24 protein-coding genes are annotated in these 22,440 nt (G+C 48.6%); 12 read left to right on the top strand and 12 right to left on the bottom strand.

The features are described 5' to 3' along the window. Positions 1-14: 14 nt before the first annotated feature. Positions 15-155 carry a hypothetical protein gene (locus IE082_RS11520; protein ID WP_444542694.1) on the bottom strand — a complete coding sequence of 47 codons (141 nt, stop codon included), beginning with the start codon at positions 153-155 and terminating at the stop codon, positions 15-17. Positions 156-541: 386 nt separating this feature from the next. Here IE082_RS11520 and IE082_RS05575 point away from each other — a divergent pair, with 386 nt between their 5' ends. The 8 genes from IE082_RS05575 to IE082_RS05540 all read left to right on the top strand — a co-directional run bounded on the left by IE082_RS05575 (position 542) and on the right by IE082_RS05540 (position 6,971). Next, positions 542-733 (top strand): tryptophan 7-halogenase, encoded by a 192-nt coding sequence (locus IE082_RS05575; protein ID WP_268244681.1) that lies wholly within the window; start codon positions 542-544, stop codon positions 731-733. Between the two features lie 294 nt (positions 734-1,027). Beyond that, on the top strand, positions 1,028-1,216 hold the full coding sequence (locus tag IE082_RS05570; protein WP_229809739.1) for a hypothetical protein: 189 nt from the start codon (positions 1,028-1,030) through the stop codon (positions 1,214-1,216). Positions 1,217-1,244: 28 nt separating this feature from the next. Beyond that, positions 1,245-1,889, top strand: coding sequence for a glutathione S-transferase N-terminal domain-containing protein (locus IE082_RS05565; RefSeq protein ID WP_189492806.1), 645 nt, complete (start codon positions 1,245-1,247; stop codon positions 1,887-1,889). A gap of 41 nt (positions 1,890-1,930) precedes the next feature. Beyond that, complete coding sequence (gene hemC / locus IE082_RS05560) at positions 1,931-2,899, top strand: hydroxymethylbilane synthase (protein ID WP_189492805.1); 969 nt, start codon at positions 1,931-1,933, stop codon at positions 2,897-2,899. Between the two features lie 2 nt (positions 2,900-2,901). Continuing rightward, positions 2,902-3,678 (top strand): uroporphyrinogen-III synthase, encoded by a 777-nt coding sequence (locus IE082_RS05555; RefSeq protein WP_189492803.1) that lies wholly within the window; start codon positions 2,902-2,904, stop codon positions 3,676-3,678. A 103-nt stretch (positions 3,679-3,781) separates the two neighbouring features. Continuing rightward, positions 3,782-4,978: a hypothetical protein gene (locus tag IE082_RS05550; RefSeq protein WP_189492801.1), complete on the top strand. Its 1,197-nt coding sequence runs from the start codon at positions 3,782-3,784 to the stop codon at positions 4,976-4,978. Beyond that, positions 4,978-6,180, top strand: coding sequence for a heme biosynthesis protein HemY (locus tag IE082_RS05545; RefSeq protein WP_189492799.1), 1,203 nt, complete (start codon positions 4,978-4,980; stop codon positions 6,178-6,180). The genes IE082_RS05550 and IE082_RS05545 overlap by 1 nt, the downstream gene beginning before the upstream one ends. 17 nt (positions 6,181-6,197) lie before the next feature. Next, positions 6,198-6,971: a peptidylprolyl isomerase gene (locus IE082_RS05540; RefSeq protein ID WP_189492797.1), complete on the top strand. Its 774-nt coding sequence runs from the start codon at positions 6,198-6,200 to the stop codon at positions 6,969-6,971. Between the two features lie 56 nt (positions 6,972-7,027). Here IE082_RS05540 and IE082_RS05535 read toward each other — a convergent pair whose 3' ends face one another. From IE082_RS05535 to IE082_RS05500, 8 genes are all read right to left on the bottom strand, one after another. Beyond that, a complete protein-coding gene (locus tag IE082_RS05535; protein WP_189492795.1) occupies positions 7,028-7,621 on the bottom strand; it encodes an OmpA family protein in 594 nt (197 codons plus the stop codon). Between the two features lie 129 nt (positions 7,622-7,750). Continuing rightward, positions 7,751-8,104, bottom strand: a complete 354-nt coding sequence (locus IE082_RS05530) for a RidA family protein (RefSeq protein ID WP_189492792.1) — start codon at positions 8,102-8,104, stop codon at positions 7,751-7,753. A 244-nt stretch (positions 8,105-8,348) separates the two neighbouring features. After that, positions 8,349-9,350 carry a DUF2167 domain-containing protein gene (locus IE082_RS05525; RefSeq protein ID WP_189492789.1) on the bottom strand — a complete coding sequence of 334 codons (1,002 nt, stop codon included), beginning with the start codon at positions 9,348-9,350 and terminating at the stop codon, positions 8,349-8,351. Between the two features lie 10 nt (positions 9,351-9,360). Then, entirely contained in the window at positions 9,361-9,789 is a 429-nt protein-coding gene (locus tag IE082_RS05520; RefSeq protein ID WP_189492786.1) for a CDP-alcohol phosphatidyltransferase family protein, read from the bottom strand. 63 nt (positions 9,790-9,852) lie between these two features. Next, positions 9,853-10,182, bottom strand: a complete 330-nt coding sequence (locus IE082_RS05515) for a YkgJ family cysteine cluster protein (RefSeq protein ID WP_189492783.1) — start codon at positions 10,180-10,182, stop codon at positions 9,853-9,855. Between the two features lie 103 nt (positions 10,183-10,285). After that, entirely contained in the window at positions 10,286-11,173 is an 888-nt protein-coding gene (locus IE082_RS05510; RefSeq protein WP_189492780.1) for a Dyp-type peroxidase, read from the bottom strand. Between the two features lie 162 nt (positions 11,174-11,335). Further along, positions 11,336-12,622, bottom strand: coding sequence for an NAD(P)/FAD-dependent oxidoreductase (locus IE082_RS05505; protein ID WP_189492776.1), 1,287 nt, complete (start codon positions 12,620-12,622; stop codon positions 11,336-11,338). A gap of 49 nt (positions 12,623-12,671) precedes the next feature. Continuing rightward, entirely contained in the window at positions 12,672-14,165 is a 1,494-nt protein-coding gene (locus tag IE082_RS05500) for an aldehyde dehydrogenase (RefSeq protein ID WP_189492773.1), read from the bottom strand. Between the two features lie 220 nt (positions 14,166-14,385). Between IE082_RS05500 and prs the strand changes: the two genes are divergently transcribed. From prs to IE082_RS05480, 4 genes are all read left to right on the top strand, one after another. Next, positions 14,386-15,228: a ribose-phosphate diphosphokinase gene (gene prs / locus IE082_RS05495; RefSeq protein ID WP_189492770.1), complete on the top strand. Its 843-nt coding sequence runs from the start codon at positions 14,386-14,388 to the stop codon at positions 15,226-15,228. Position 15,229: 1 nt separating this feature from the next. Further along, complete coding sequence (locus IE082_RS05490) at positions 15,230-16,720, top strand: nicotinate phosphoribosyltransferase (RefSeq protein ID WP_189492767.1); 1,491 nt, start codon at positions 15,230-15,232, stop codon at positions 16,718-16,720. 62 nt (positions 16,721-16,782) lie between these two features. Beyond that, a complete protein-coding gene (locus tag IE082_RS05485) occupies positions 16,783-18,741 on the top strand; it encodes a pentapeptide repeat-containing protein (protein ID WP_189492764.1) in 1,959 nt (652 codons plus the stop codon). A 2-nt stretch (positions 18,742-18,743) separates the two neighbouring features. Then, positions 18,744-19,466, top strand: coding sequence for an NUDIX hydrolase (locus tag IE082_RS05480; protein WP_189492760.1), 723 nt, complete (start codon positions 18,744-18,746; stop codon positions 19,464-19,466). A 65-nt stretch (positions 19,467-19,531) separates the two neighbouring features. On the opposite strand, the gene IE082_RS05475 is transcribed toward IE082_RS05480, so the two are convergent. From IE082_RS05475 to IE082_RS05465, 3 genes are read right to left on the bottom strand one after another with little or no spacing between them, the layout of a single operon-like run. Next, positions 19,532-20,356, bottom strand: coding sequence for an ABC transporter permease (locus tag IE082_RS05475; protein ID WP_189492757.1), 825 nt, complete (start codon positions 20,354-20,356; stop codon positions 19,532-19,534). Further along, complete coding sequence (locus IE082_RS05470) at positions 20,353-21,273, bottom strand: ABC transporter permease (RefSeq protein WP_189492754.1); 921 nt, start codon at positions 21,271-21,273, stop codon at positions 20,353-20,355. The genes IE082_RS05475 and IE082_RS05470 overlap by 4 nt, the downstream gene beginning before the upstream one ends. A 12-nt stretch (positions 21,274-21,285) precedes the next feature. Next, positions 21,286-22,395, bottom strand: a complete 1,110-nt coding sequence (locus IE082_RS05465) for an ABC transporter ATP-binding protein (protein ID WP_189492751.1) — start codon at positions 22,393-22,395, stop codon at positions 21,286-21,288. Positions 22,396-22,440 lie beyond the last annotated feature (45 nt).

The following is a 22,440-nucleotide window of genomic DNA, read 5'->3' as shown; positions in this document are numbered from 1 at the left end:
CTTATTGAGAGCAGCTAATGTTTTTGCTGATTTAAAATCATCCAGTTGTGCGTGCCCTTCGATTGAGGGATTTTGTTCTGACGAACCTTATTGACCCATTGCGATAACTGTTTGCGTGGTAAGTCTTGGCGTTTGGCATATTCAATTTGAGACAATCCACTGGCTTCAATCTACGCTCATTTGATTTTTAGAGCCCATAATATCCACGTCATTTGGACTCATTCAAGGTGGCTACATGTGACGCTTACGCCTTCAATCGTTAAGCTGGTGCCTCGTACTGTGAGTCTGGACATTTAGAAGCAGATGAGGCCATAATATTTGGCTCAAAATTGGGTCTTAGATAAACTCGCAAAGAAAATGGCGCGCATGCCTCATTTTCTTTGCTGTACAAAAGGATGTTTCTAGGCTATGTTTACGAGAAGTAAAAACAATTGTGATTTTGGGTGCGGCGCAGCATGGTAAGTTGTTTTGTCTCGTATGGGTATTGGCAATGCCATAAAGAGTTAATGGTATTCATTTTCTGCATATTTGCTGTTGGATAATGCCGTGCTATTCTATATGCAATACCAGAAAAAATTCTTCGTTGCTCAAACAAGCGATTGCGATGAATGCTGATTGGATGTGGCAGATTGCGTTACAAGAGCTTGTTATTGTGGGGTATGTATTAAGTGGCAAACACATGAATGCAGAGCATGCTGCCGATGAAGTTAAATCGTGTTTGGGTTTTGATTGAGCTGATGCCCACGTTGACATTTGAACTGGGCTGCTTTGAAAAGGTTTGTGTCGGCAATGTGTAGTAGCACTTGGTTTATCATCTGACTTTGTGGGGGTCTTTAGTGGCCAGATTTTGGAACAATTGCGTAATCTGGTTCGTATATTCAAATACAAACAAGGTGGTGGCACAACCTGTGATTGGTGACTTTAACAGTGCTAATTGATGGTTTGGGAAGGCATTCGAAATTTTCTGCGAATGCACTATGACGGCCTGTGTCGAGATACACCTTTTTAGCAAGTGCGTGCGCATAGCTTGATTGATGCCGATGGCTATGTGAAGCATGGTAAGCAAGGAGTTTTTCACATCAATAGCTGGACGTATGTCGGTGCCGCGATGGGGGCGATGTCACGCGATGTGGCACGTCAAACACTCCCACGTTTTCCTCTTGATGCGCGCGAGAAGATTGATGGTTTTTTGCAGTGTGTTAAGCCTCGTTTGTAATGGATAATTTTTTAATAAGGAGTTTTTAATGAGTACGTTATATTTCTTTGCAGGTGCTTGCTCACTGGTGCCTCATATCACTGCGCGTGAGTTGGGTTTAGACGTTGTTGCAAAACCTGCTCCCCGTCCTAATGACAGTGGCCGAGCTGAGTATTTGGACAAGATTAATCCGCTGGGAAAAGTGCCCGCATTACAGTTAGACGATGGCACTGTGATTACACAAAACATAGCGATTGTTGAATATTTGGCTGCATTGGGTGAAGCGGCTGGAAAAATGGGCGTGGTTTATCCAAAATTGGGTACGTTGGCGCATGCACAAGCGTTGCGCTGGCTGTCGTTTGCCAACTCTGACATTCACCCAACTTTTGCGCCACTGTTTCGTCCGCAACGATTTACTCAGAACGAAGCCGATTTCCCGATGGTGAAACAATTGGCCACAGAACAGTTGCTTGATTTGTTCGCCCATGTCGATGGTGAGTATCAACAGAACGATTGGATTGCGAATAACCAATATTCATCTGCGGATATTTATATTTATGTGACTTATCGTTGGGCGGCTAGCATGGGCTTGCCGTTGGCACCATACAGCGGATTGAAAAAAATGGTTGCCGCGATTCAAGCGCGCCCTGCGGTCATTAAAGCATTAGAAGAGCAGGGTATTGCGCCGATTTGATATCGGGCTTTAATCGCTTCGCGTTACAATATGGGGTGAGCATGGCTCACCCCATATTATTTTTCAGTAAAAAAATTATGACTCAAAAACTCATCATCGCCACGCGCGAGTCTCGTCTTGCTTTGTGGCAGGCCCATTTCGTCAAAGCGCAGTTGATGCGCTGCCATCCTGATTTAACCGTTGAGTTGCTGGGGATGACCACACGCGGTGATCAGATTTTGGATCAGAGTTTGTCCAAAATCGGTGGCAAAGGTCTGTTTGTCAAAGAGCTTGAGGCCGCATTGGCCGACGGTCGAGCTGACTTGGCGGTACATTCGTTGAAAGATGTGCCGATGACGTTGCCCGATGGGTTCACCTTGTCCTGTGTGATGGCTCGTGAAGATGCGCACGATGCTTTTATCTCAAATCAGTATACGAATTTAAGCGATTTACCTCACGGTGCAGTGGTGGGCACATCCAGCTTGCGCCGTGCTGCACAAATCAAGCACCGCTACCCACATCTGATCATAGAATCGTTGCGCGGTAATCTGGATACCCGGCTTCGTAAATTAGACGAAGGCCAATACGATGCCATTATTCTCGCTGCAGCGGGTGTCAAGCGCCTGGATATGGCTGTGCGTATCAAAGCCCTATTGAGTTTGGATGAATCACTGCCTTCTGCTGGTCAAGGTGCGTTGGGTATTGAGATTGCCAGCCATCGAGAGGATGTGGCGCAGTTGCTTAAACCTTTGCAGGATGTAGACACCACCGCGTGTACAGAAGCGGAGCGAGCGGTTTCTCGTGCATTGGGAGGTTCTTGTCAAACACCATTGGCCGCGCACGCGGTGGTTGAGGCTGGGCAATTGTTTTTACGTGCCAGTTTGGCCATGCCTGATGGTTCTCGTGTATTGCATAGCCAAGCTCGTGGGGCGCTGATGGCGGCGCAACAGTTGGGCGAGCAAGTTGTCCATGATTTGTACAAGCAGGGTGCTCAGGAGATTCTTGATCACCTGTCTTCTGCTGCGGTTTAATCATGAGCCGTACGGTCATTCTCACTCGCCCGCTGCCTGTGCACGATCGTGTTATGGCCGTTTTAGAGGCAGAGGTTGTGCCTGTTCTAGAGTTGCCGACGATGACTGTTTCTCCTTATGTGGATGCAGAACAAGAGCAGCATTTATGTCAAAGCTGGTCGTCTTATGCGGGGGTGATGTTTGTCAGCCAACATGCTGTGGCATTTGCTGGGCAGCGATTAACTCAATTGGGCTTGGATTGGCACGAACCCACTTGGGCAGCGGTTGTGGGGCAGGGCAGTGCACAAGCGATTGCGCAGCATTGGCCTCATGTACGATTGGTGACACCAGCTTTGGATGATGCTCAGGATTCGGATGGTTTGTGGCGTGCCTTGCGGCAAAACAATCTCGTTCAGTCTGGGCAAACCGTGCTCATCGTGCGAGCCCAAATCGGGCGAGACACGTTCATACAACGACTGCAGCAAGCCAATGTGTCTGTCGATGTGTGGTCGTGTTATCGGCGAGATGCGCTCGCGTGGTCTGCGGCACAACGCGGTGCTTTTTGCTCCGCTTTGAATACAAGTGGCGTTGTGCTCTCTGTGACCAGTGCGGATGGCTTATTGGCATTGATGGCGAATGTGCCCGAATCTGATTGGCCGTTGTTGCGTCAGCAAAAATTAGTCACCCTACATCCTGCGATTGCGGCTGCCGCTCATGGAAAAGGCTTTACGGATGTGGTTGTGGTGCCTGCTTCATTGATGGCGAATGCATTGATTGAGTATTCGCGCCAAATCAATTAAAGGTACAAGAACATTCAGTCCCAAGATGTTTTGTTTTACAATGGTGCAATACTTATTTGCAACAGTCGCATCGAGCGGCTCGAACCATGAAAGACATAAACCAATGGAACACTCTACCGAAAACACCCCCAGCGTTGCTGTTGAGCAGACCAAAAAGCGCTCTGGCTTCAAACGCTCGTTAATGTATCTGCTGGTACTCGGCGTTTTGGGTGGCTCAGGTTATATCGCTTATGAACAAGGTGCTTTGGACCAGTATCTGCCTGTGGCGATGAAGGCAAAGCAAGAGACGGCAGTCTCTGCACCTACGGCGGTTGCTGATAACTCTACGACAGCTACACCCAATGCAGCCGCACCAACCACCTCTGTCACTCCCAACCCAGTTATCAATGATGCGACTACGCCATCAAGCGTAGCGCCAGTGACCACTGTGGCGCCCGCTGAGTCGGGTGTTGCTGCGAATGCCACGAATACAACCAGCACGCCTACACCCACCGTCAACAATCTCACACCCATTACACTGTCCATCAATAGTGCGCAAGGCAATGCGCTTTTAACGGCAGTGGATGCTCAGTGGCAGTGGCAAGCCGCGCAGCAGGATTTCAAACAACGTTGGGATAGTGCGGCGCTGTTGCAGCAAATTCAATCTTTGAAAGTACAATTGCAATCGTCTCGTGACGCCAACTTTGCACCTGCCCTTGCTGCCCTTACGCAGGCTGAAACCCAAGTTCAAGCATGGCAAAGCACGCAATCGGTGTCTTATTTAACGGCATTGCAGCAAGCCAGTGTGGCTGCTGACAGTATTCAACTGCGAACCAAAGTCAGCGAACCAGCTGCCGCTGTTGACAGCGCGCCAGCCACAGGATTTTGGGCCAGCTTGATGGCCAGTTTGAAGGATGTGATTGTTGTTGAAAAAGTCGATGCGTCATCTGAAAAAGTGCTTGATGAGTCAAAAGCAGCATTGATTAAACAAAGCATCCATGCGCGCTTACTGCTTGCTCAGCTCGCTGCGCAAAGCGGTCAGTGGCCACAAGCCCAAACACATGCCAAGGCTGCAAACGACTTATTGACCCAATGGGGAGACGGCGGTAGCCAGTCGGTGCTTAGTGGTTTAAAGCCACTGATTGAGCAAACCACTTGGGCGACAGTACCAGATTTAAATGTTGTCACCCTCGCACTGCAGCAGACCCGAGCGGCAATGAGTGCGCAGGCGATTGGGGCAGCGCAAAATCCTATGCCATCTACCACACCTGCTGCGCCGAATACACCTGATGGTCAATCTGGTGTGAAAGGCGGTGTGTGATGAAATTGTTCAAACAGATTTTTTGGCTTTTGCTCATTGTCGCGCTCGCTGCAGGGATTGCCTATACTGCCCGTCACTATCCTGGTGAAGTCATCGTTAACGTCGCGTCATACCGCGTCACGATGAAGTTGTTTGTTGTGGCTTTGTTACTGCTGGCCACGGTTGCGGTTTTAATTGGTTTATGGCGCTTGTATGCCACGATGGTGGGTTTGCCCGAACGTTGGCGTGATTGGCGTAGCCAAAAGCGTGAAAATCGCTCTCTGTCTGCGTTGCAAACAGCCACTTTAGCCTTGCACGAAGGTCGTTGGGCTCATGCGGACAAAGCGGCAAAAATCGCTGCGTGTCATCCACAAGCCGCAGGTTTGGCTGCCTTGCTCGGTGCGGCGAGTGCTCATGCGCAAAACAAGCCACATGAAGCCACAGAATGGCTTGGTCAACTCGACAGTCTGGATGACAAAGCTGACTTCGCGGATGCCAAAGCGTTACAAAATGCGGAAATGGCTTTGGCTAAAGGTGATGCATCGGCGGCTTTGACTCATTTGGATGGCGTTTCGGGACAGCTGCGAAAGCACAGTGAGCGTTACCAAGCCTTGCGCGTCAGTGCTCACGCTGCGGCAAATCACTGGCACGAGGTTTTGCAGATTTCATTGGACAAAAAATGGCAGGTTCCTTTGGCCACAAAAAGCCACTGGCAGTCCCAAGCCATCATTGGCCTATCCAACGACGAAACCAGCAGTGCGAGTTATTTGACTGCTTTATATAAAGACATGCCCGACGATGTTCGTGCCAATGATGACGTCATCACAGCTTATGCCAAAGCGCTGATTCGTACCGAGGCACTGGGTCACGCACGCCGTGTTATCGAAGAGGCTCAACGTGATACTTGGCGTCCTCAGCTTCTCAAACTTTATACTCAAGCCAGTGACGCAGAGTCTCTGACTGCTCAACTCAAAATGCTTGACGCGTGGGACAAACAACGTCAAGCACTCAATCAGCCAGATGCACAACTCCACTTGGCCACAGGTCAACTGTGTCTTAAAGCCCAAATCTGGGGGCGTGCCAAAAAAAGTTTTGTCGACAGCATCAGTATTCGCCCCACTGCTCAAGCACATTACGGCCTCGCTCAAGCATATCGAGCCATGGATGACGTGACGCATGCGCAGGAGCAAGAAAGGCTTGCCGCACAATTGGCTGAGGTTTAAACATTTAAAGAAAACGTATGAATACATTACCTAAATTCAACCACAGGCTGCTGGTCTCGTGTATATCACTTTGTTCCATATTGTTGTTTTTTCCTGCCCGTGCGCAAACGTTTAGTGAGGAAGAATTGTTGTCAGTGTTGATGACCCAGGAAATTGACAGCAACAATAATGAAGAGCCAGATTCGTTACAAATATCTGAACTGCAACGATCATTGCGTGAGTATCTAGCCTTGGCAGAGCTGGCCAAAAAACAAGGGATTGCTGACTCACGTCCCATGAAGGCCAGGTTGTATCTGCAGGAAAGTCAGCTTTTGGCTATAGAGTATTTGAGACGGCAAGTACAAGCTTACCAGCCAACAGATGAGGACTTGAGGGCAGTATATGATGAACAGGTGAGTTCGTTCACGGAGTATCACTTGCGGCATATTTTGCTGAAAACAGAGGAACAGGCGATTGAGGTTATTAAGCAGCTAGACCGTGGTGTTGCATTTACAAAACTGGCCAAAAAATCATTAGATTATGGCAATAAGAATAAGGGCGGTGATCTTGGTTGGGCGCGGCTTAATACGTGGGTTCCTGAGTTTGCAGAAGCTGCTGCAAAACTAAAAAAAGGTGAGTACTCTAGCATTCCTGCCAAAACACAGTTTGGTTATCATGTGATTTTGATGGTTGATGAACCACGTGTTCCAAAAGACTTACCTCCATTCGAATTGGTTAGGGCGCAATTAATTGAGTTGGCCAAACAAAAATATCTAGGCCAAATCCAGAAAAATGCGCTGGTGTCACCATAAATTAAAAACACCTTCGTTTACTCAACGAAGGTGTTTTTGGGTGGATGATGTCAAGATTACTTAACCAGTGTCACTTCAACACGACGGGCTTGAGCGTTGTTGCCTTTGATTTCCATCTGCTCAGGCTTTTTCAACTCCAAAGCATCTGCTGGGACACCAAGTGCAACGATGGCATCACGCACAGATGTGGCACGTTTTTTTGCCAACTCAGCATTTTTAGCTGGATCACCAGTGCTGTCATGATAGCCAGAGATGGTGGCTTTTTGACCACCTTTGATGCCTTTGACGACATCAGCCAAGGCGTCGTTGGCACCAGCGGCTAAGTCCGCTTTGCCTGAAGCGAAGTAAAACTTAACTACGCCATTTTCAACAATGACCTTTGATTCGTCGTCTTTGAGTTCGAGTGTCGCAGTACCGCTTGTCGCTGCTGCATTCGCTGTTGCATTCGCTGTTGCATTCGCTGTTGCGCCTGCGTCTTTATTCTGCTCAATAGTCGATGTAGAGGCTGTGGTCGCGGCATTGTTTTTCGTGTCGCTTGAAGAACCACTCATGGCTGAGAAAGCAATGACGCCTGCAATGATTAAACTGACCAATGCGGCAACGACGATGAGTACTACTTTTTGGTCTTGATCTTCATCTTGTGAAAACATTTTATCTCCAATAAGAGGGGGTTGAGTGTTGATTAAATCATAACCGCATGATTATACGGGATTTTACGGGTGAAAAAAAGCCAAGCGAGGCGCTTGGCTTTTTGGGGATGAAATCGTTGATTTCAGAGATTAAATCGCTGCGCTGACGACGATTTCAACGGTGTATTCGGGACTAGCAAGCTTAGCTTCAACTGTGGCGCGTGTGGGCAAACCTTGTGGTGATACCCATGCTTCCCAAGCCGCGTTCATGGCTGCGAAGTCTGCCATATCAGCCAAATAAATCGTGGTGGTCAGTAGCTTGGTTTTGTCTGTGCCTGCTTTGGCCAAATAAGCGTCGATTTGTTTGAGGATGTTGGCTGTTTGTTCGCCTGCAGGACGGCCGATGACACTGGTTTCGTCCACTTGGCCTGCAAGATAGGCGATGCCGTTATAAATGACGAGTTGGCTCATGCGGTTGTTGCTGTCGATGCGTTGAATAGACATATAGGCTCCAAAAATCTGTCAAAAAGATGTTAAGAATCATCAAAAGTACTCCCGTGACTTGATTGGGAGTGCATACAAGTAGGTGAAGAATGCCGCTCAATTATACGCTTTGACGAGTTGTCTGGGTACGGCCGACAGAGCCTACTCATAAAAATATCTTGAGAATATAGAAAGGCCAATGATGATCGGTCATTGGCCTTTCAGTATGTCTGAGTCCTACCAGGTTAAATGAATCGGGTGCTTGTTACAGTTTTGTGGTGTCTTTTAATTCTTGTTGAGCCTGTGCTTCAGTGGTTGCTGATGCAGGTGGCGTCTGTTGCTCGGATTCTGCTGAGTTCTTTGATTCCGCATGTGTGCTTGATTCTGAAGCGGGCAGATCCTTTTTCTTAAACAGTCGTTTGAATATAGGAAATGCGGCAAACAGCGCGATGATGCCAAATTTGGCAAATTTGGCCAAGAATGCAGCAATAATGGCAAACAAACCGAGCTTCTTCGCTGCAGCACCAGTGATTAGAGCCGCTAAACCGTATTCGGCGACCTTATCGCCTGCGCTGGCACTGAAGTTTTCATATTTCTTACCGTCAACGTATTGCACACCAGCCGTTATTGCGTCGATTTGTGATTTGTTGGCAGCATTAAGGTCCTTTAAAGAAGCGAGCCAAGTGATGCTGATGACACCCTCACGTCCCAAAAGGCGGGTTTGGTGGTTGATGGTGTCTTCGTCACTTGGAGCAATGCCTTTGTCATTGGCCTTTAATGCCCACGTCAGACGATGCAGCTTTTCATCATAAACAGGTTCTTGTGCCCAACCAGACAACTCCATGGCTGGAAAGCCTTTTGCTACACGTTCTTTATTGCCTTGCTCAGTACCTTCTTTATAATCGGCCAAAATGTCTTTGGCATTTAAGTCTTTGGCGTCATCATCCTTGATGTAGCCTTCGGCACTGTAGTCAATAGTGTACATGCCAGCTTGACTTGCGTCGGTGGGTACAATCAAGCCTTGTAAGTCTTCGTCGATGCCATTACCCATGGCGGTCATGGTAAGTTGAGCTTCTTGTTTTGGGATGAAGCTAAAGCCTTTTGGGATGCTGATGTCTGCTTGGTTGGCGATGGTGACTTTGGTTGGTCCCACGACTTGGGCTTTTTCGGCGGCAGCCCACGCGCTTTCGATTTCTACTTCGTTGGGCGCAGACATGGCTTGTGTGCCAAAGCACAATAAAATTAGGCCAAAGATATTTTTTTTCATGATTCCTCCACTATTTAAGGTTGGCCATTATATCGTGAAGTCGAAATAGGTGTTTTGGAAAGAGTTGTTTGAATGACTTATTGTCATGCGGATTAGTAGCCCGCAGCCAATTAATTGCACAAGCCAAATGGTAGAGAGCCGCATCAGATAGCACATCGGTTAATTCAATGAGGTACGCGCCCAGCGTGTACTGCTGGTGAAATTCTCGTGCCAACATGCCATCAATGGCATTAAATGCCATGCGAATAAAAAACCAGAGTGGTATGAGAAAAAACCCCCAACGTGGCGCATCGAGGGTGTACAACGATAGGCCGAGCACAACCGAAATGGCGCAAGCGGTGAGGGTCACTTGATTGGCGGTGATACCACATGTATGTAAGGTTACCACCAGTGGGCGTAGTAGATTTTGAAATCGGGATTTGAGTAAATAGATCAACATGATGAGCCATCATGCAGTAAGAGTGGGGTGGCTGTCAAATCGAACTTGTTTTTTGATTGGGTGTTACACACCCGTCGACAAAACGGTCACAGGCGGTAAACCGCAGTGCGCCCGTGCTCTCTGGCAAGGCTCAGACCCCATGGCAAACTCCCTACACGTGGTAGAACGCTGCTCATAAATTTGGCAAATGCTGCGTTGGCCTATTTCCCCCGTCAAAGCCACGCAACGCGGATTCTTTTGATTTGTGCCCCGCATGGCAACATAGTACGGCGAAACTGCTGTCGTAAGTGCCTCGGGGACTGTGCCCTCAGGATGGGCGGTGGTTTGTCCCCAGTAAAAAGACACGCGAAAATGGGCGCAACATGCGCCACAAGTGGTGCAAGGCTGAGTCATACGTCAAAAATCGATTCAAATGAACTAAAGGTGTACAAAAAGTAAGTGTTCGCTTTCCATGTACGCTTGATAAATCAAGTTTTTTAGTTTTTCTGTACTTGTCTTATAGACCCAAAGCACGTAAATCCAAATGTCCTTCAAGCATGGGTGGGCACCAAAAATAATCATGGGTCATTGGTTCGGAGAATTGAAACAAGGCATCCTTGATACCATCATCCAAGCCCAGCATACGTCGCCACTGAACTTCAAACCCATCAAGGTTGTGGCCAAACGAGGTGAACATCAAGCCGCCCTCATCTCCATTCGTCCACGGCATGGAACGACGCACAACGAACGCTTCAGGCTCGAAACTTTCTTGCGCCGTGCGTTTGACGTGTGCAGATTCTGGCGCGTCTTCTAACTCATCGTTGCTCACGCGTTCGCGGCCGATGGCGTTGTCTTGATCTGTTTTGCTCATCGCATTAAACGTTGCCCACTGATGTAACCATTGCTGAACAGCGACGAAGCTTGAGCCGTGCAAACCATCGGGTGCGGTTTTGCCCACAATCGCGGTAGCCACAGCGGCATTGCCTTTGGGATTTTCCGTACCGTCTTGAAAACCTGTCAAATCATGGCCGCCTCGGTGTGTGAAACCATCCACGCATTGACGTAGAATGAAAGCCGACTGTAGTAACGCGGTCAGCTCATGCCCGCGTTGCCACAGCTCACCACGCTCATCGCCGCGCAACCAACACCATAACGCAGCTGCAGGTTGTGAGTCGCCCATGCGCAATTCGCGTGGAAATTCACGCAAATCAGGAATGCTGCAACCCAACGCCGATACCAAAGGTACACCAATACCAATTAACAGATACTGGCCATCCGTCTGGGTTGATAATGACTTCAGTGATGCGCTTATCGTCGCTGTATCCACGCCCGCTTTTAAATCAAAGGTCAAATATCGTGCGTGTGGAGCGGTGGGAAATAGGATGGCTGACTGGATGAGTTGCATGCTGTTCTCTCTTGTTGGGTTTTATGATGGTGAATCCAGATGAAGAATTATAGTCAAATTTAAAAATAGACAGATATTGAAAACGCATTTTACGGAGGATTTTGTGGACAATAAAAGAGACGCGATGAATCGCGTCTCTAAAGTGTGAAACTTTGAAAACCATCACAGCCCAAATCTGTCTCTCAGTGAGTAGTAAACGGCACCTGCTGCTGTGAAAGGCACGCGGAACAATCGTCCACCAGGAAATGGGTAATGCGGCAGTTTGGCAAATGCGTTGAATCGGTCGCGTTGTCCCATGATGGCTTCTGATAGCACTTTACCCGCCAAATGGGTATAAGTGATGCCGTGACCTGAGCAGCCTTGTGAGTAAAAGATATTTTGGTGGTCACCAAGGATACCCACTTGTGGTAAGCGTGACAGCGTGAGCAAGAAATTCCCCGTCCATGCAAAGTCGATTTTGACGCCTTTGAGTTGTGGGAATGTTTTTTCGAGTTTCGGACGGATGATGGCTTCAACATTGGCAGGATCACGCGCGCCATAAATAACACCGCCGCCGAACAACAGTCGATTGTCGCCTGTGAGGCGATAGTAGTCGAGCAGGTAGTTGCAGTCTTCGACACAGTAGCCTTTGGGCAGCAGGCTTTTTGCCATGTCATCAGGCAGTTGTTCAGTGGTGACGACTTGGCTGCCGCAAGGCATCGATTTTGCCGCCAATTCAGGGACAATTCCACCCAAATAAGCGTTGCCAGCCACGACGACAATACGTGCCTTGACACTGCCTTTGGCAGTACGGACAATCGGTTGAGCACCGCGCTCAATGCTGGTTACCGGTGATTGCTCATAAATTACGCCACCGAGTGATTCAAAAGCTGCTGCTTCGCCCAGTGCCAGATTCAAAGAATGGAAGTGACCGCCAGAATGATCAATCGAGCCGCCCACGTAGATATCTGTGTTCACAATGTCACGCAATTGGTTTTTATCGAGCAACTCGACTTCGTTGTGACCATGGCGAGCCCAGAGTTTCTTTTGGTGTTCCAAGTGACCCATTTGCTTGCTGGTGAACGCGGCAAATACGCCACCATTTTTTAAATCACAATCAATGTTGTATTTGGCAATGCGTTCGCGGATGATGCGATTGCCTTCAAAAGCCATTTGGCCAAATACTTTCGCGCCGTCCACGCCAACTTGTTTCTCGATGGTGTCGATGTCTCGGCTGTAGCTGTTGACGATTTGGCCACCGTTGCGACCTGTTGCACCAAACCCGATTTTGGCGGCCTCGACGATGGCGACTTTAAAGCCGTTCTCTGCCAAAAATAAACCCGTTGATAAACCCGTATAGCCCGCACCAATGATACAGATGTCAATCTCAACGTCAGTGTTGAGAGCAGGGCGATCTGGTGATGGATTGGCCGTGGCGGCGTAATAAGTAGGAGCGTGTAATGTTGTCATGATGTATGTGATAAGTAGGTGTTAAACGTTCTGATTCATTGATGAGGGCTTAAGCCTCGTCTATTTTGATCCACGTTGTTTTTAATTCGGTGTATTTGTCCAATGCGTGCAGTGACTTGTCGCGGCCGTTGCCTGACTGTTTGTAACCACCAAATGGCACGGTGATGTCGTCGTCATTGTATTGATTGACGTGTACGGTGCCTGCTTTGATGGCGCGAGCGACGCGGTGTGCTTTAGAGATGTTCGCTGTCCAAACCGCTGCTTGTAGGCCGTATTCGGTGTCGTTGGCCAGTGCGATGGCCTCAGCTTCAGTCTCAAATGTCATGGCGGCAAGAACTGGGCCGAAAATTTCTTCGCGTACAATCGTCATCTCAGGTTTGGCGATGAAAATCGTCGGTTCAATGTAGTAGCCGCCTGTCTCCACACGCGCGCGAGAGCCGCCTGCGATGAGCTCTGCACCTTCGTTTTTACCAGACTCAATGTACTTGAGCACGGAGTTCATTTGGATGTCATCAACAATGGCACCCATGGTGGTGTCGCCATCGAGCGGGTCAGCCGGTTTGAATGATGCAACGTGTGCGGCGACCTTTGCCATGAATTCGTCTTTGATAGATGCTTCGACATACAGGCGCGTTGGAGCGTTGCAGCTCTCGCCTTGGTTGTAAAACACATTGCCAGCGGCAGCGGCAGCTGCTTCGTCAAGGTTTGGCGCGTCGGCGAAGACGATGTTCGGTGATTTACCGCCGAGCTCCATCCATGCCCGTTTGAGGTTTGAGTTCGCAGCGGCGGCCATGATGCGTTTACCCACGGCGGTTGAGCCAGTGAAAGCGACACAGTCGATGTCCATGTGTTCGGCCATGGCTGCACCCGCTTCGTGACCATAACCGGGCAGCACATTAAAGACACCTGCTGGAATGCCAGCTTCTAATGCCAACTCTGCCAAACGAAATGCTGTTAGTGGCGATTTTTCGGATGGTTTGAGAATCACGGAGTTACCTGTTGCTAATGCGGGCGCGATTTTCCAGCTGGTCATGAGCAAAGGATAATTCCACGGCACAATCGCGGCGACCACGCCGACGGGTTCACGCGTAATCAGTGCAAGCGAATCGCGCGGCGTCGGTGCGACTTCGTCATACACTTTATCAATCGCTTCACCGAACCAACGAATCGTGTTTTGTGCGGCATTCACGTCAACCGCCAGAGCGTTCGACACGGGTTTACCCATATCCAATGTTTCGGTTACGGCCAGTTCGTGTGCATTTGCCACAATTAAATCAGCGAACTTAATCAAAATTTCTTTGCGACGCTTCGGTGACATGTGCGCCCAACGTCCATCTTCAAATGCAGCACGCGCCACGGTGACGGCGTTGTCCACGTCTGCCTTTTTGCAACGGGCGATATCAATTAGCTTGGTGCCATCTAAAGGACTGATGCAAGCGAAAGTGTCGTTGTCCACTGCGTTGACACGAACGCCGTTGATGAATGCACGACCATCTAAATTGGCTTTGACTTGCGCGGCTTTTTCTTTCCAATTAATACTCATTTTGTACCCTCCTGAGGTTGATGGGGGGATTATAGAAGCGGGGTGGATGCAGCGCCAGTAAAAAGCGGAAGTGGACTTAAAATTAAGGAATAAGTGGTTCTGATTTAGAACCATTTTAATCACCTTGTCACCTGTTACGCCAAAGCATAAACACCGTAAACTCACTTGACATATATATTGGCTTTATGCCAATATATAGCCAATCAACAAGGAGCGCCTCATGAGCATCACCGTCCAAATATCAAACCAGATTCAAATCATTGCTCAGTTCATCGGCTTTTCTGGCGGTGAGCGTCATGTGCAGCTAACGAACTTACCCGAGGAGCCAATGACAGAGGTGCTTATTCGTGCGAATGTGCGAAGCAGTGACGGGATGATGGATTTGTTGTTGCTCGAAGATGCGCTGTTGCGTCATTCACCTGATGTGCAGATTGATCTGGAGTTGCCTTACCTGCCGTACGCGCGCCAAGATCGCGTGTGTGCGACGGGGCAAGCATTCTCGATGGATGTCATGGCGAAATTGTTACATCTCCATCCAAAACGTCAAATAGCCGTCTGGGATGCGCACAGCGCAGTCAGTCTGTCACTCACCCAAGCGCACAATGTGTTGCCCGAAACCATCATCGCGCACAGTGAGTCGTTAAGCACCTTACTGCGCGACCAAAACACGGTGTTGATTTGTCCTGATAAAGGTGCTGTGCCACGTTGTGAAGCGATACAAAAAGCCTTTAACACACCGCGCATGGTGTATTGCGAAAAAAAGCGAGACCCGAGCACTGGACGCATTCTGCGCAGCGAAGTGCTGGCTGATGATTTAAGCGGTAAAACCGCGGTGATTACCGATGATATTTGCGATGGAGGCATGACGTTTATTGGTATTGCACAAGGTTTGCGTGCATTGAATTGTCAGCGCATCGTGCTGTATGCCACTCACGGTATTTTTAGCAAAGGGCTGTCGGTGTTTGATGGCTTGATTGACCAGATTTATACCAGCAACAGCTTTATTCACGCATCTCAACCACAATTAACACAAATCAACTTTCAACACCCATTCGGAGGATAACATGGGCATCAAAATCAACCCACTCAACGCCATAGACTTCTACAAAGCGGATCACCGCCGTCAGTACCCAGTCGGTACAGAATATGTGTACTCAAACCTGACACCGCGCTCGTCGCGTCTCGCACCTGTACTGGAAGGTTTTGATGAACGTGTGGTGTTCTTTGGTTTGCAGGGATTCATCAAACACTTTTTGATAGAAACATGGAATGAAGGATTTTTTAACCTGCCAAAAGCGCAAGTGGTCGCTGAATACAAACGCCGCATGGATGCCTCACTGGGCGAAGGTGCGGTGCCGACCGATCACATTGAGGCGTTGCACGATTTGGGCTACTTACCATTGCGCATCAAAGCATTACCCGAAGGCGCGCGCGTGAACATCAAAGTCCCTGTTTTGACCGTGGTGAATACGCACCCAGACTTCTTCTGGTTGACCAATTATATTGAAACGGTGATGAGTGCCGATTTATGGAAAGCCTGCACCACCGCCACGATTGCTTATGAGTACAAACGCCTCCTACTTGATTACGCACGACGCACGGGCGGCGACGAGGGGTTTGTTGCGTTGCAAGGTCACGACTTTAGTTGCCGTGGCATGAGTGGCATTTATGATGCGACGCAATCTGGCGTAGGGCATTTGACCTCGTTTGTGGGCACTGACACGGTATCGGCGATTGATTATGCCGAGCAGTACTACAACGCCACGGGTGTGATTGGCTTATCGGTCCCTGCCACCGAACACAGCGTGATGTGTATGGGTACGCAGGACGACGAGTTAGACACATTTCGCCGCCTGATTAATGATGTATACCCGACGGGCATTGTCAGCATCGTGTCGGACACTTGGGACTTTTGGCAAGTGGTGAGCGAGTTTGCTGCTGTGCTCAAAGACGATATTTTAAATCGTCAGCCGAACGCGACTGGGCTGGCCAAAGTGGTATTCCGTCCAGACAGCGGCGATCCTGTGAAAATCATTTGTGGTGATCCCGAAGCACCTGCTGGCTCCCCCGCTCACAAAGGCGCGGTCGAATGCTTGTGGGACATTTTTGGTGGGACAATTACGGACAAAGGCTACAAGCAATTACACGAACGTGTCGGCTTAATCTACGGCGACTCCATCACGCTCAAACGCGCGCAGGCGATTTTAGAAGGCATGACCGCCAAAGGTTTCGCCTCAACCAACATGGTCTTTGGTATCGGCAGCTTCACTTATCAATACAACACCCGCGACAGCTTCGGCTTTGCCATGAAAGCGACGTGGGGACAAGTCAACGGCGAAGGTCGTGCGCTATTCAAAGACCCCATCACCGACAACGGCACCAAAAAATCCGCGAAAGGTCTGCTCCGCATCGAGGCGACCGACAACGGCTATCAATTATTTGATGAGCAAACCGCAGAGCAAGAGCAACAAGGCGCACTTGAAGTGGTGTTTGAAAACGGCAAACTCATCAAAGACATCACGTTGGATGATGTGCGGGTGAGGCTGTCTCAGTAAAGTGAATAAACTACGTGCTGATCGAGACAAAAGTGTCATCCACCCACAACCCCTGCGAAACAATGAATACATCAAATAACCATCACGATACAAGCTCTGAAGAGCTGAAACAACAATATCAAAATCTTTTTGCCAGCAATCCCGCCGCTTACGGAACGGCTGACAACATCAGCAAAGACGGCTGCTTGGCACTGGCAAAACTCGGTCATCGGGTGTGGAATCAATGGCGAAAAGACCACCCCGTGACGCAAATAAAACACGAAAATGGTGAAATTGAGAATCGCAATATTGCTGATTTCAGCAAAACGGTATTCATCGATGGCGAAGCTGAGTTTCAGAACTTTAAGTTTGGAAACAACTGCACTTTTAGCGATGCAGAATTTAAGGGGGCGGCTAATTTTGTAAATTGCACATTTGGTGCTAACAGTTCTTTCAATGCTGCACGATTTGGTACTGAGAGTCAGTTTACGAGAAGATTGTTTAACGCAAACTTTGAAATGAGCACTTTTGATGCCTATTGTCACTTTGTTGGTAGCCAATTTTATGGGCAAGCCATATTTAACAATGCTAAATTTTTGCTTAACACCACATTTTCCAACACCGTTTTTCATAATAAAGCTGAATTTAAAGACGGCGCTACTCTTAACGCGTGTAAATTTTCTAATGTAACCTTCAGCCAAGTTTTTTTTGACCGTTCAAAATGGACTTCGACAAGTTTTTCTGATGCAACATTCAAGGGGGAGGTTTCTTTTTCAGGCGATACTTTCGATACGACTGTTGTTTTTAAAGACTCGATTTTCGAAAAAAAGGTGACATTTCATGCGACAGATTTTCATGGTAGTGATTTTGATTTCATAAATGTAACGTTTCATTCAGAGTTAGAGTTTAATGGCTGTGAGTGGAAAGGCAATGTGAGTTTCCAAAAAATCTTTGGGCATTCTGTTCAGTTTCTAGGCAATGTTTGGCATCGTAAATTCGATGCCAAGCTCTCTAGCTGGAAGCTTGCTGTACTTTTCACAGATGAATATTTTCATTCGACGTTTGATTTAACAGGTGTTCAGACTCAAGTAATTGGATTGACTAACTGTAGTTTTGTTAAGGAAGCATCCTTCGCTGGGATAACAAAAGATCTCATGCGTAGTCTGTGTAGCGAAGACTACAACAAGCGAACCGATGAGTTTTCGAAGGCGAATGATCTGTCACCCAATAAATTCTATGAAGCTCATTTTAATGGCTGTGAGTTTAAAAGCGAGGTTGATTTTAGAAACAGAGAGTTTATCAGTGCAGCGATCTGGACTAAAAGCCATGATTTGATCTACAAGAAAATGGTCAAGCAGGCCAATGGAGAAGTCGTTGCGGAAGAGAAGAAACTTGAGAGTAGAGATACCGTTTTTTTTAAAGTTCCACCAATATTTCACGGCGCAAAGTTGCCGCAAGATTGCAGTTTTGTTCACGCCAACTTCCCAGACCCCTTAGGTAAAGAAGAGTATGAGCGCAGCTACCGCACCTTGAAGCTTGCGCTTGCCCAACACGGTTCGATTCGGGAGGAGCAGCGGTTCTTTCAATTAGAAATGGCAGAAGAGCTGGCTCGAATCGAAAGTAAACCGAAACTTAATTGGTCTAAGTCTTGTCTTCACAACATTGGTGTAACTGCTAAAAAGATGTGGCGATTTGTGTTTTATGAAACGGGACGTTCTCGGTTGATTATTCTTTACCGATTGATGGGCTATGGGGTCAGTGTGAAAAGGCCGTTGCTGGCGTTGCTTGTTGTTTTGATTGCCATGATGGTGAGTCTGGGTTTTAAAAATGGCTTTGCGTTTAATTTAAGCGGGGATGGCGTTTGGAATGGTTTTTCGCGGTTGTCATGTGCTATTTCGACCTTGGTTCCGCTATTGGGTTCACCGAAGAGTTGTGAAGGCTTACAGTCAATTCCCGTCTTAACTGAGATTTTCAAGGTTATCGGTTATACGTTGACGTTCTTGGTGGGTTTGGCTTTGAGAAACCACCTGAAAATGAAATGACCATGAGCAAACTTGAAACGACAAGCGACGTTGAGTTTCTCAAAACGTACAACATCCACGATTATGACGTGCCGCTGACCACGGTGGATATGGCGATTTTTTCGATTGTTGAGCAGCGTTTGCATGTGCTGGTGGTGACGCGTGAGGAGTCGCCTCAGCTTGGGCGCTGGGCGTTGCCGGGTGGGTTTATTGATTTAAAAAAAGACGTGAGTTTAGATGCGGCTGCGCATCGAAAATTATTTGAGAAGACAGCCATTGCATCGCCTTATTTGGAGCAGGTGCAAACTGTGGGGGATGCCACACGGGACCCGCGTGGGTGGTCGGTGACGGCATTGTATTTTGCGTTGATTGATCATGCCACGCCGCTTGCCATGAATGCCCAATGGCTGCCTGTCGATGAGGCGTCGAATTTAGACTGGGCGTTTGATCATCAGATGCTGTTACGGTTGGCGGTTGAGCGGTTACGTAGCAAAACGCTCTATACCGCATTGCCGATTGGGCTGATGCCTGAGTTGTTTACCTTGACGGAGTTGCAGCAGGTGTTTGAGGTGATTTTGGGGCACGGCCTTGAGAAAAAATCATTTCGACGGCGGGTGCTGGATGCGGGAGTGGTGCTGCCAACCGAGTTCAGTAAAAAAAGCGGCAAACGCAGCGCGCAGCTTTACCGCGCAGCAGCGTTGTCATTGGATTTTGTGTTTCCACGTGCGTTGGATGTTTTGCTGTAAAAAGTAGTGAGTAAAAAACCGAGCCAGTGATTGGCTCGGTTTTTTCTGAAGTGCAGCGCAATACTTTAAGAGGCATCGCGATACGCTGCGGCGATTTCTCGCTGGATGCGTTTCTCTCGTTTTTGTAGCCAGATGCTGCCTGCGATGAGCAGCGTGGAGACCACGAGCACGATGACTGTGCCGACGGCGTTGACGACGGGTTTTGCACCAAATTTGGCATTCTCAAAAATCACAGTGGGTAGAGGTTTCACACCTGGACCACTTAAGAATTGTGAAATGACCACATCATCAAATGAGATGGTGAACACCAGCAACCATGCGGATAACAGCGACTGAGCAATCAGGGGCAGTGTGACAAGGAAGAAGGTGTTCAGTGGTTTCGCGCCGAGGTCTAATGCAGCTTCTTCGTATGATTTTGGCACTTCGGTCATGCGTGCTTGAATCACGACAGAGGCATACGCCGCGCCGAGCAGGATGTGGCCGAGGATGATGGTTGTGTAGCCGCCTTGGATACCAACCCAGCTTTTAAATACCAACAAAAGCGACAAACCGAGCACGACCTCAGGCATCACCAGCGGTGTACTGGCCATTCCACTGAACAAGGTTCGTCCAGAAAAACGTGTGTAGCGCACCAGTACAAAGGCGATGAGTGTGCCAATCATGACGGAGAAGGTGGCAGAGGTCAGCGCGATTTTGAGCGAGACCATGAGACCACTCATCATTTGACTGTCTCGCAGGAGGGCTTGGTAGCCTTTGATGGAGAAGCCCTGCCACACGGATGAGCGACCACTATTAAAAGAGAAGAGGATGAGGATGAAAATGGGCAGGTACAAAAAACCATAAACCAGTGTCATCCACGACAGGGAGAACCAACGGTGTTGTGCTTTCATTTCGTTTCTCCTGCGACTTCTTGGTACTTGTTGAGAATCATCATTGGGACGATGACCATGAGGATGATGCTGATTGCCAATGCAGAAGCACGCGGCCAATCGGCATTTTGGAAGTATTCGTCAGCCAATACACGACCAATCATGAGTGTGTCTGCGCCACCGAGTAGCTGTGGAATGACGTATTCGCCAATGCATGGGATGAATACCAACATTAGTCCCGCGATGATGCCTGCTTTAGACAGCGGGACGGTGATGAGAAAAAATGTTTTCAAAGGCGTCGAGCCCAAGTCAGCAGCGGCTTCCCAATAGCGTGAATCCATTTTTGACAATGTCGAGTACAGCGGTAAAATCATGAATGGTAAATACACATAAATCATGCCAAACATCATGGAAAACGATGTGCCGAGTAAGTGCAGCGGTTCATCAATCAACCCCATCGAGGTGAGTGCACCAGTGAGCGTGGTGACCAAAAACCCTGAGTCGTCAAACAAAATTTTAATCGCATACACACGGATGAGCATCGAAATCCAGAAAGGCAGCATGACAAACATGAGCAGTGTCGGCTGCAATTCTTTCGGTGCGCGAGCCATGAAGTAGGCAAACGGGTAGCCAATGATGAGGCAGCCGATGGCGGTTAAACCTGCGTAATAAACCGATGACAGATAAGCGGTGCGATAAGGGCCACCTTCGATGATGTCAGTCAAAATCGGGCTGTAATTGTCTTTAAAGAACCAGCCGCCATCACGATAAACAGGCATGAAACCGCCGCCTGAGACCATTTCGGCGACACTGATCATGGCCAAATAAATAAACGGCACCAGAAGCATGACGAATAGCCAAAAGTATGGAATACCGATGACTGTCCATTTGCCCCATGCGCTTCTGGGCGTGGTTGGGCTTTTGTTGCTTTTTTTCATGTCAGTCCCCTTTTATAGGTACAAAGGTACGATGGCTTCAGATGTCCACGACAGGTGCACTTGCTCACCCCATGTGAATTTGTCTTCATTAGACAGGCGAGAGGTGTTTGCGTTTTGTACTTTAACCACTTTGCCTGTGCCGTTCAGTTTGACGTGATAAATCGTGTCTGAGCCGTAGTATGAGACCTCGGTGACTTCACCTTTGGTTTGGTTGCCGCGATGGCTCGGTGCTTCGCGGGTGATGTCGATTTTTTCTGGGCGGATGGCGATGGTGACTTTCGAGCCGACTTGACCTGTGATGGCATGGTCGATGACGTGCAGCGCATCGGCGGTTTGGACTTCGGCGGTTTCTAAGTTTTCTAAGATAATTTCGCCTTCAAACAAGTTCACGTTACCAATGAAGTCCGCAACGAACTCTGTGCGCGGAGTTTCGTACACTTCTGTGGGCGAGCCGACTTGGAGGAATTCGCCGTTGGACATGATGGCGATGCGGTTGGCCATGGTCATGGCCTCTTCTTGGTCATGTGTCACCATGACGCAGGTCACGCCGACTTTTTCGATGATGTTAACGAGCTCAAACTGTGTGGCTTCGCGTAATTTTTTGTCCAATGCACCGAGTGGTTCATCAAGCAGCAATAGTTTTGGCTCTTTGGCCAAACTGCGGGCGAGTGCGACGCGTTGTTGTTGGCCACCTGATAGTTGGTGTGGTTTGCGTTTAGCAAATTTGGTCAGCTGCGTGAGCTTGAGCATGGACTCTACTTTTTCAGCCACAACGTCCTTAGATAAACCATCACGACGCAGACCAAAGGCGATGTTGTCCCAAACATTTAAGTGTGGGAACAGCGCGTAGGATTGAAACATCATGTTGATGGGGCGTTTGTAGGGTGGGACATTTGAGATGTCTTGGCCACCGAGCAAAATGCGCCCAGAGGTCGGCGACTCAAAGCCAGCCAGCATACGCAGCAGAGTGGATTTACCACAGCCTGAGCTGCCCAGTAGCGCAAAAATCTCGCCTTGGGCAATGTCGATAGACACCTTGTTGACGGCGGTCATGTCGCCGAATTTTTTTTCAAGGTTATCAATGCTTAAAAATGACGCATCGCGTGCAGGGGTGGCCGTCATGTGTGTCTCCTCATGTGGCGGGCGGTTGTGTCCGCCAGTGGGTGT

It is taken from the genome of Formosimonas limnophila, from assembly GCF_014652675.1.
Lineage (GTDB): Bacteria > Pseudomonadota > Gammaproteobacteria > Burkholderiales > Burkholderiaceae > Hydromonas > Hydromonas limnophila.
The sequence above is the reverse complement of the archived record's forward strand: the minus strand, read 5'-3'. Positions and strand labels throughout refer to the sequence as shown.

Excerpts from the sequence above, each read along its gene's own strand:
- IE082_RS05575 (WP_268244681.1), top strand. The coding sequence starts at position 542 with ATGCCGTGCTATTCTATATGCAATACCAGAAAAAATTCTTCGTTGCTC.
- IE082_RS05565 (WP_189492806.1), top strand. The coding sequence starts at position 1,245 with ATGAGTACGTTATATTTCTTTGCAGGTGCTTGCTCACTGGTGCCTCAT.
- hemC (WP_189492805.1), top strand. The coding sequence starts at position 1,931 with ATGGCTCACCCCATATTATTTTTCAGTAAAAAAATTATGACTCAAAAA.
- IE082_RS05555 (WP_189492803.1), top strand. The coding sequence starts at position 2,902 with ATGAGCCGTACGGTCATTCTCACTCGCCCGCTGCCTGTGCACGATCGT.
- IE082_RS05550 (WP_189492801.1), top strand. The coding sequence starts at position 3,782 with ATGGAACACTCTACCGAAAACACCCCCAGCGTTGCTGTTGAGCAGACC.
- IE082_RS05545 (WP_189492799.1), top strand. The coding sequence starts at position 4,978 with ATGAAATTGTTCAAACAGATTTTTTGGCTTTTGCTCATTGTCGCGCTC.
- IE082_RS05540 (WP_189492797.1), top strand. The coding sequence starts at position 6,198 with ATGAATACATTACCTAAATTCAACCACAGGCTGCTGGTCTCGTGTATA.
- IE082_RS05535 (WP_189492795.1), bottom strand. The coding sequence starts at position 7,621 with ATGTTTTCACAAGATGAAGATCAAGACCAAAAAGTAGTACTCATCGTC.
- IE082_RS05530 (WP_189492792.1), bottom strand. The coding sequence starts at position 8,104 with ATGTCTATTCAACGCATCGACAGCAACAACCGCATGAGCCAACTCGTC.
- IE082_RS05525 (WP_189492789.1), bottom strand. The coding sequence starts at position 9,350 with ATGAAAAAAAATATCTTTGGCCTAATTTTATTGTGCTTTGGCACACAA.
- IE082_RS05520 (WP_189492786.1), bottom strand. The coding sequence starts at position 9,789 with ATGTTGATCTATTTACTCAAATCCCGATTTCAAAATCTACTACGCCCA.
- IE082_RS05515 (WP_189492783.1), bottom strand. The coding sequence starts at position 10,182 with ATGACTCAGCCTTGCACCACTTGTGGCGCATGTTGCGCCCATTTTCGC.
- IE082_RS05510 (WP_189492780.1), bottom strand. The coding sequence starts at position 11,173 with ATGCAACTCATCCAGTCAGCCATCCTATTTCCCACCGCTCCACACGCA.
- IE082_RS05505 (WP_189492776.1), bottom strand. The coding sequence starts at position 12,622 with ATGACAACATTACACGCTCCTACTTATTACGCCGCCACGGCCAATCCA.
- IE082_RS05500 (WP_189492773.1), bottom strand. The coding sequence starts at position 14,165 with ATGAGTATTAATTGGAAAGAAAAAGCCGCGCAAGTCAAAGCCAATTTA.
- prs (WP_189492770.1), top strand. The coding sequence starts at position 14,386 with ATGAGCATCACCGTCCAAATATCAAACCAGATTCAAATCATTGCTCAG.
- IE082_RS05490 (WP_189492767.1), top strand. The coding sequence starts at position 15,230 with ATGGGCATCAAAATCAACCCACTCAACGCCATAGACTTCTACAAAGCG.
- IE082_RS05485 (WP_189492764.1), top strand. The coding sequence starts at position 16,783 with ATGAATACATCAAATAACCATCACGATACAAGCTCTGAAGAGCTGAAA.
- IE082_RS05480 (WP_189492760.1), top strand. The coding sequence starts at position 18,744 with ATGAGCAAACTTGAAACGACAAGCGACGTTGAGTTTCTCAAAACGTAC.
- IE082_RS05475 (WP_189492757.1), bottom strand. The coding sequence starts at position 20,356 with ATGAAAGCACAACACCGTTGGTTCTCCCTGTCGTGGATGACACTGGTT.
- IE082_RS05470 (WP_189492754.1), bottom strand. The coding sequence starts at position 21,273 with ATGAAAAAAAGCAACAAAAGCCCAACCACGCCCAGAAGCGCATGGGGC.
- IE082_RS05465 (WP_189492751.1), bottom strand. The coding sequence starts at position 22,395 with ATGACGGCCACCCCTGCACGCGATGCGTCATTTTTAAGCATTGATAAC.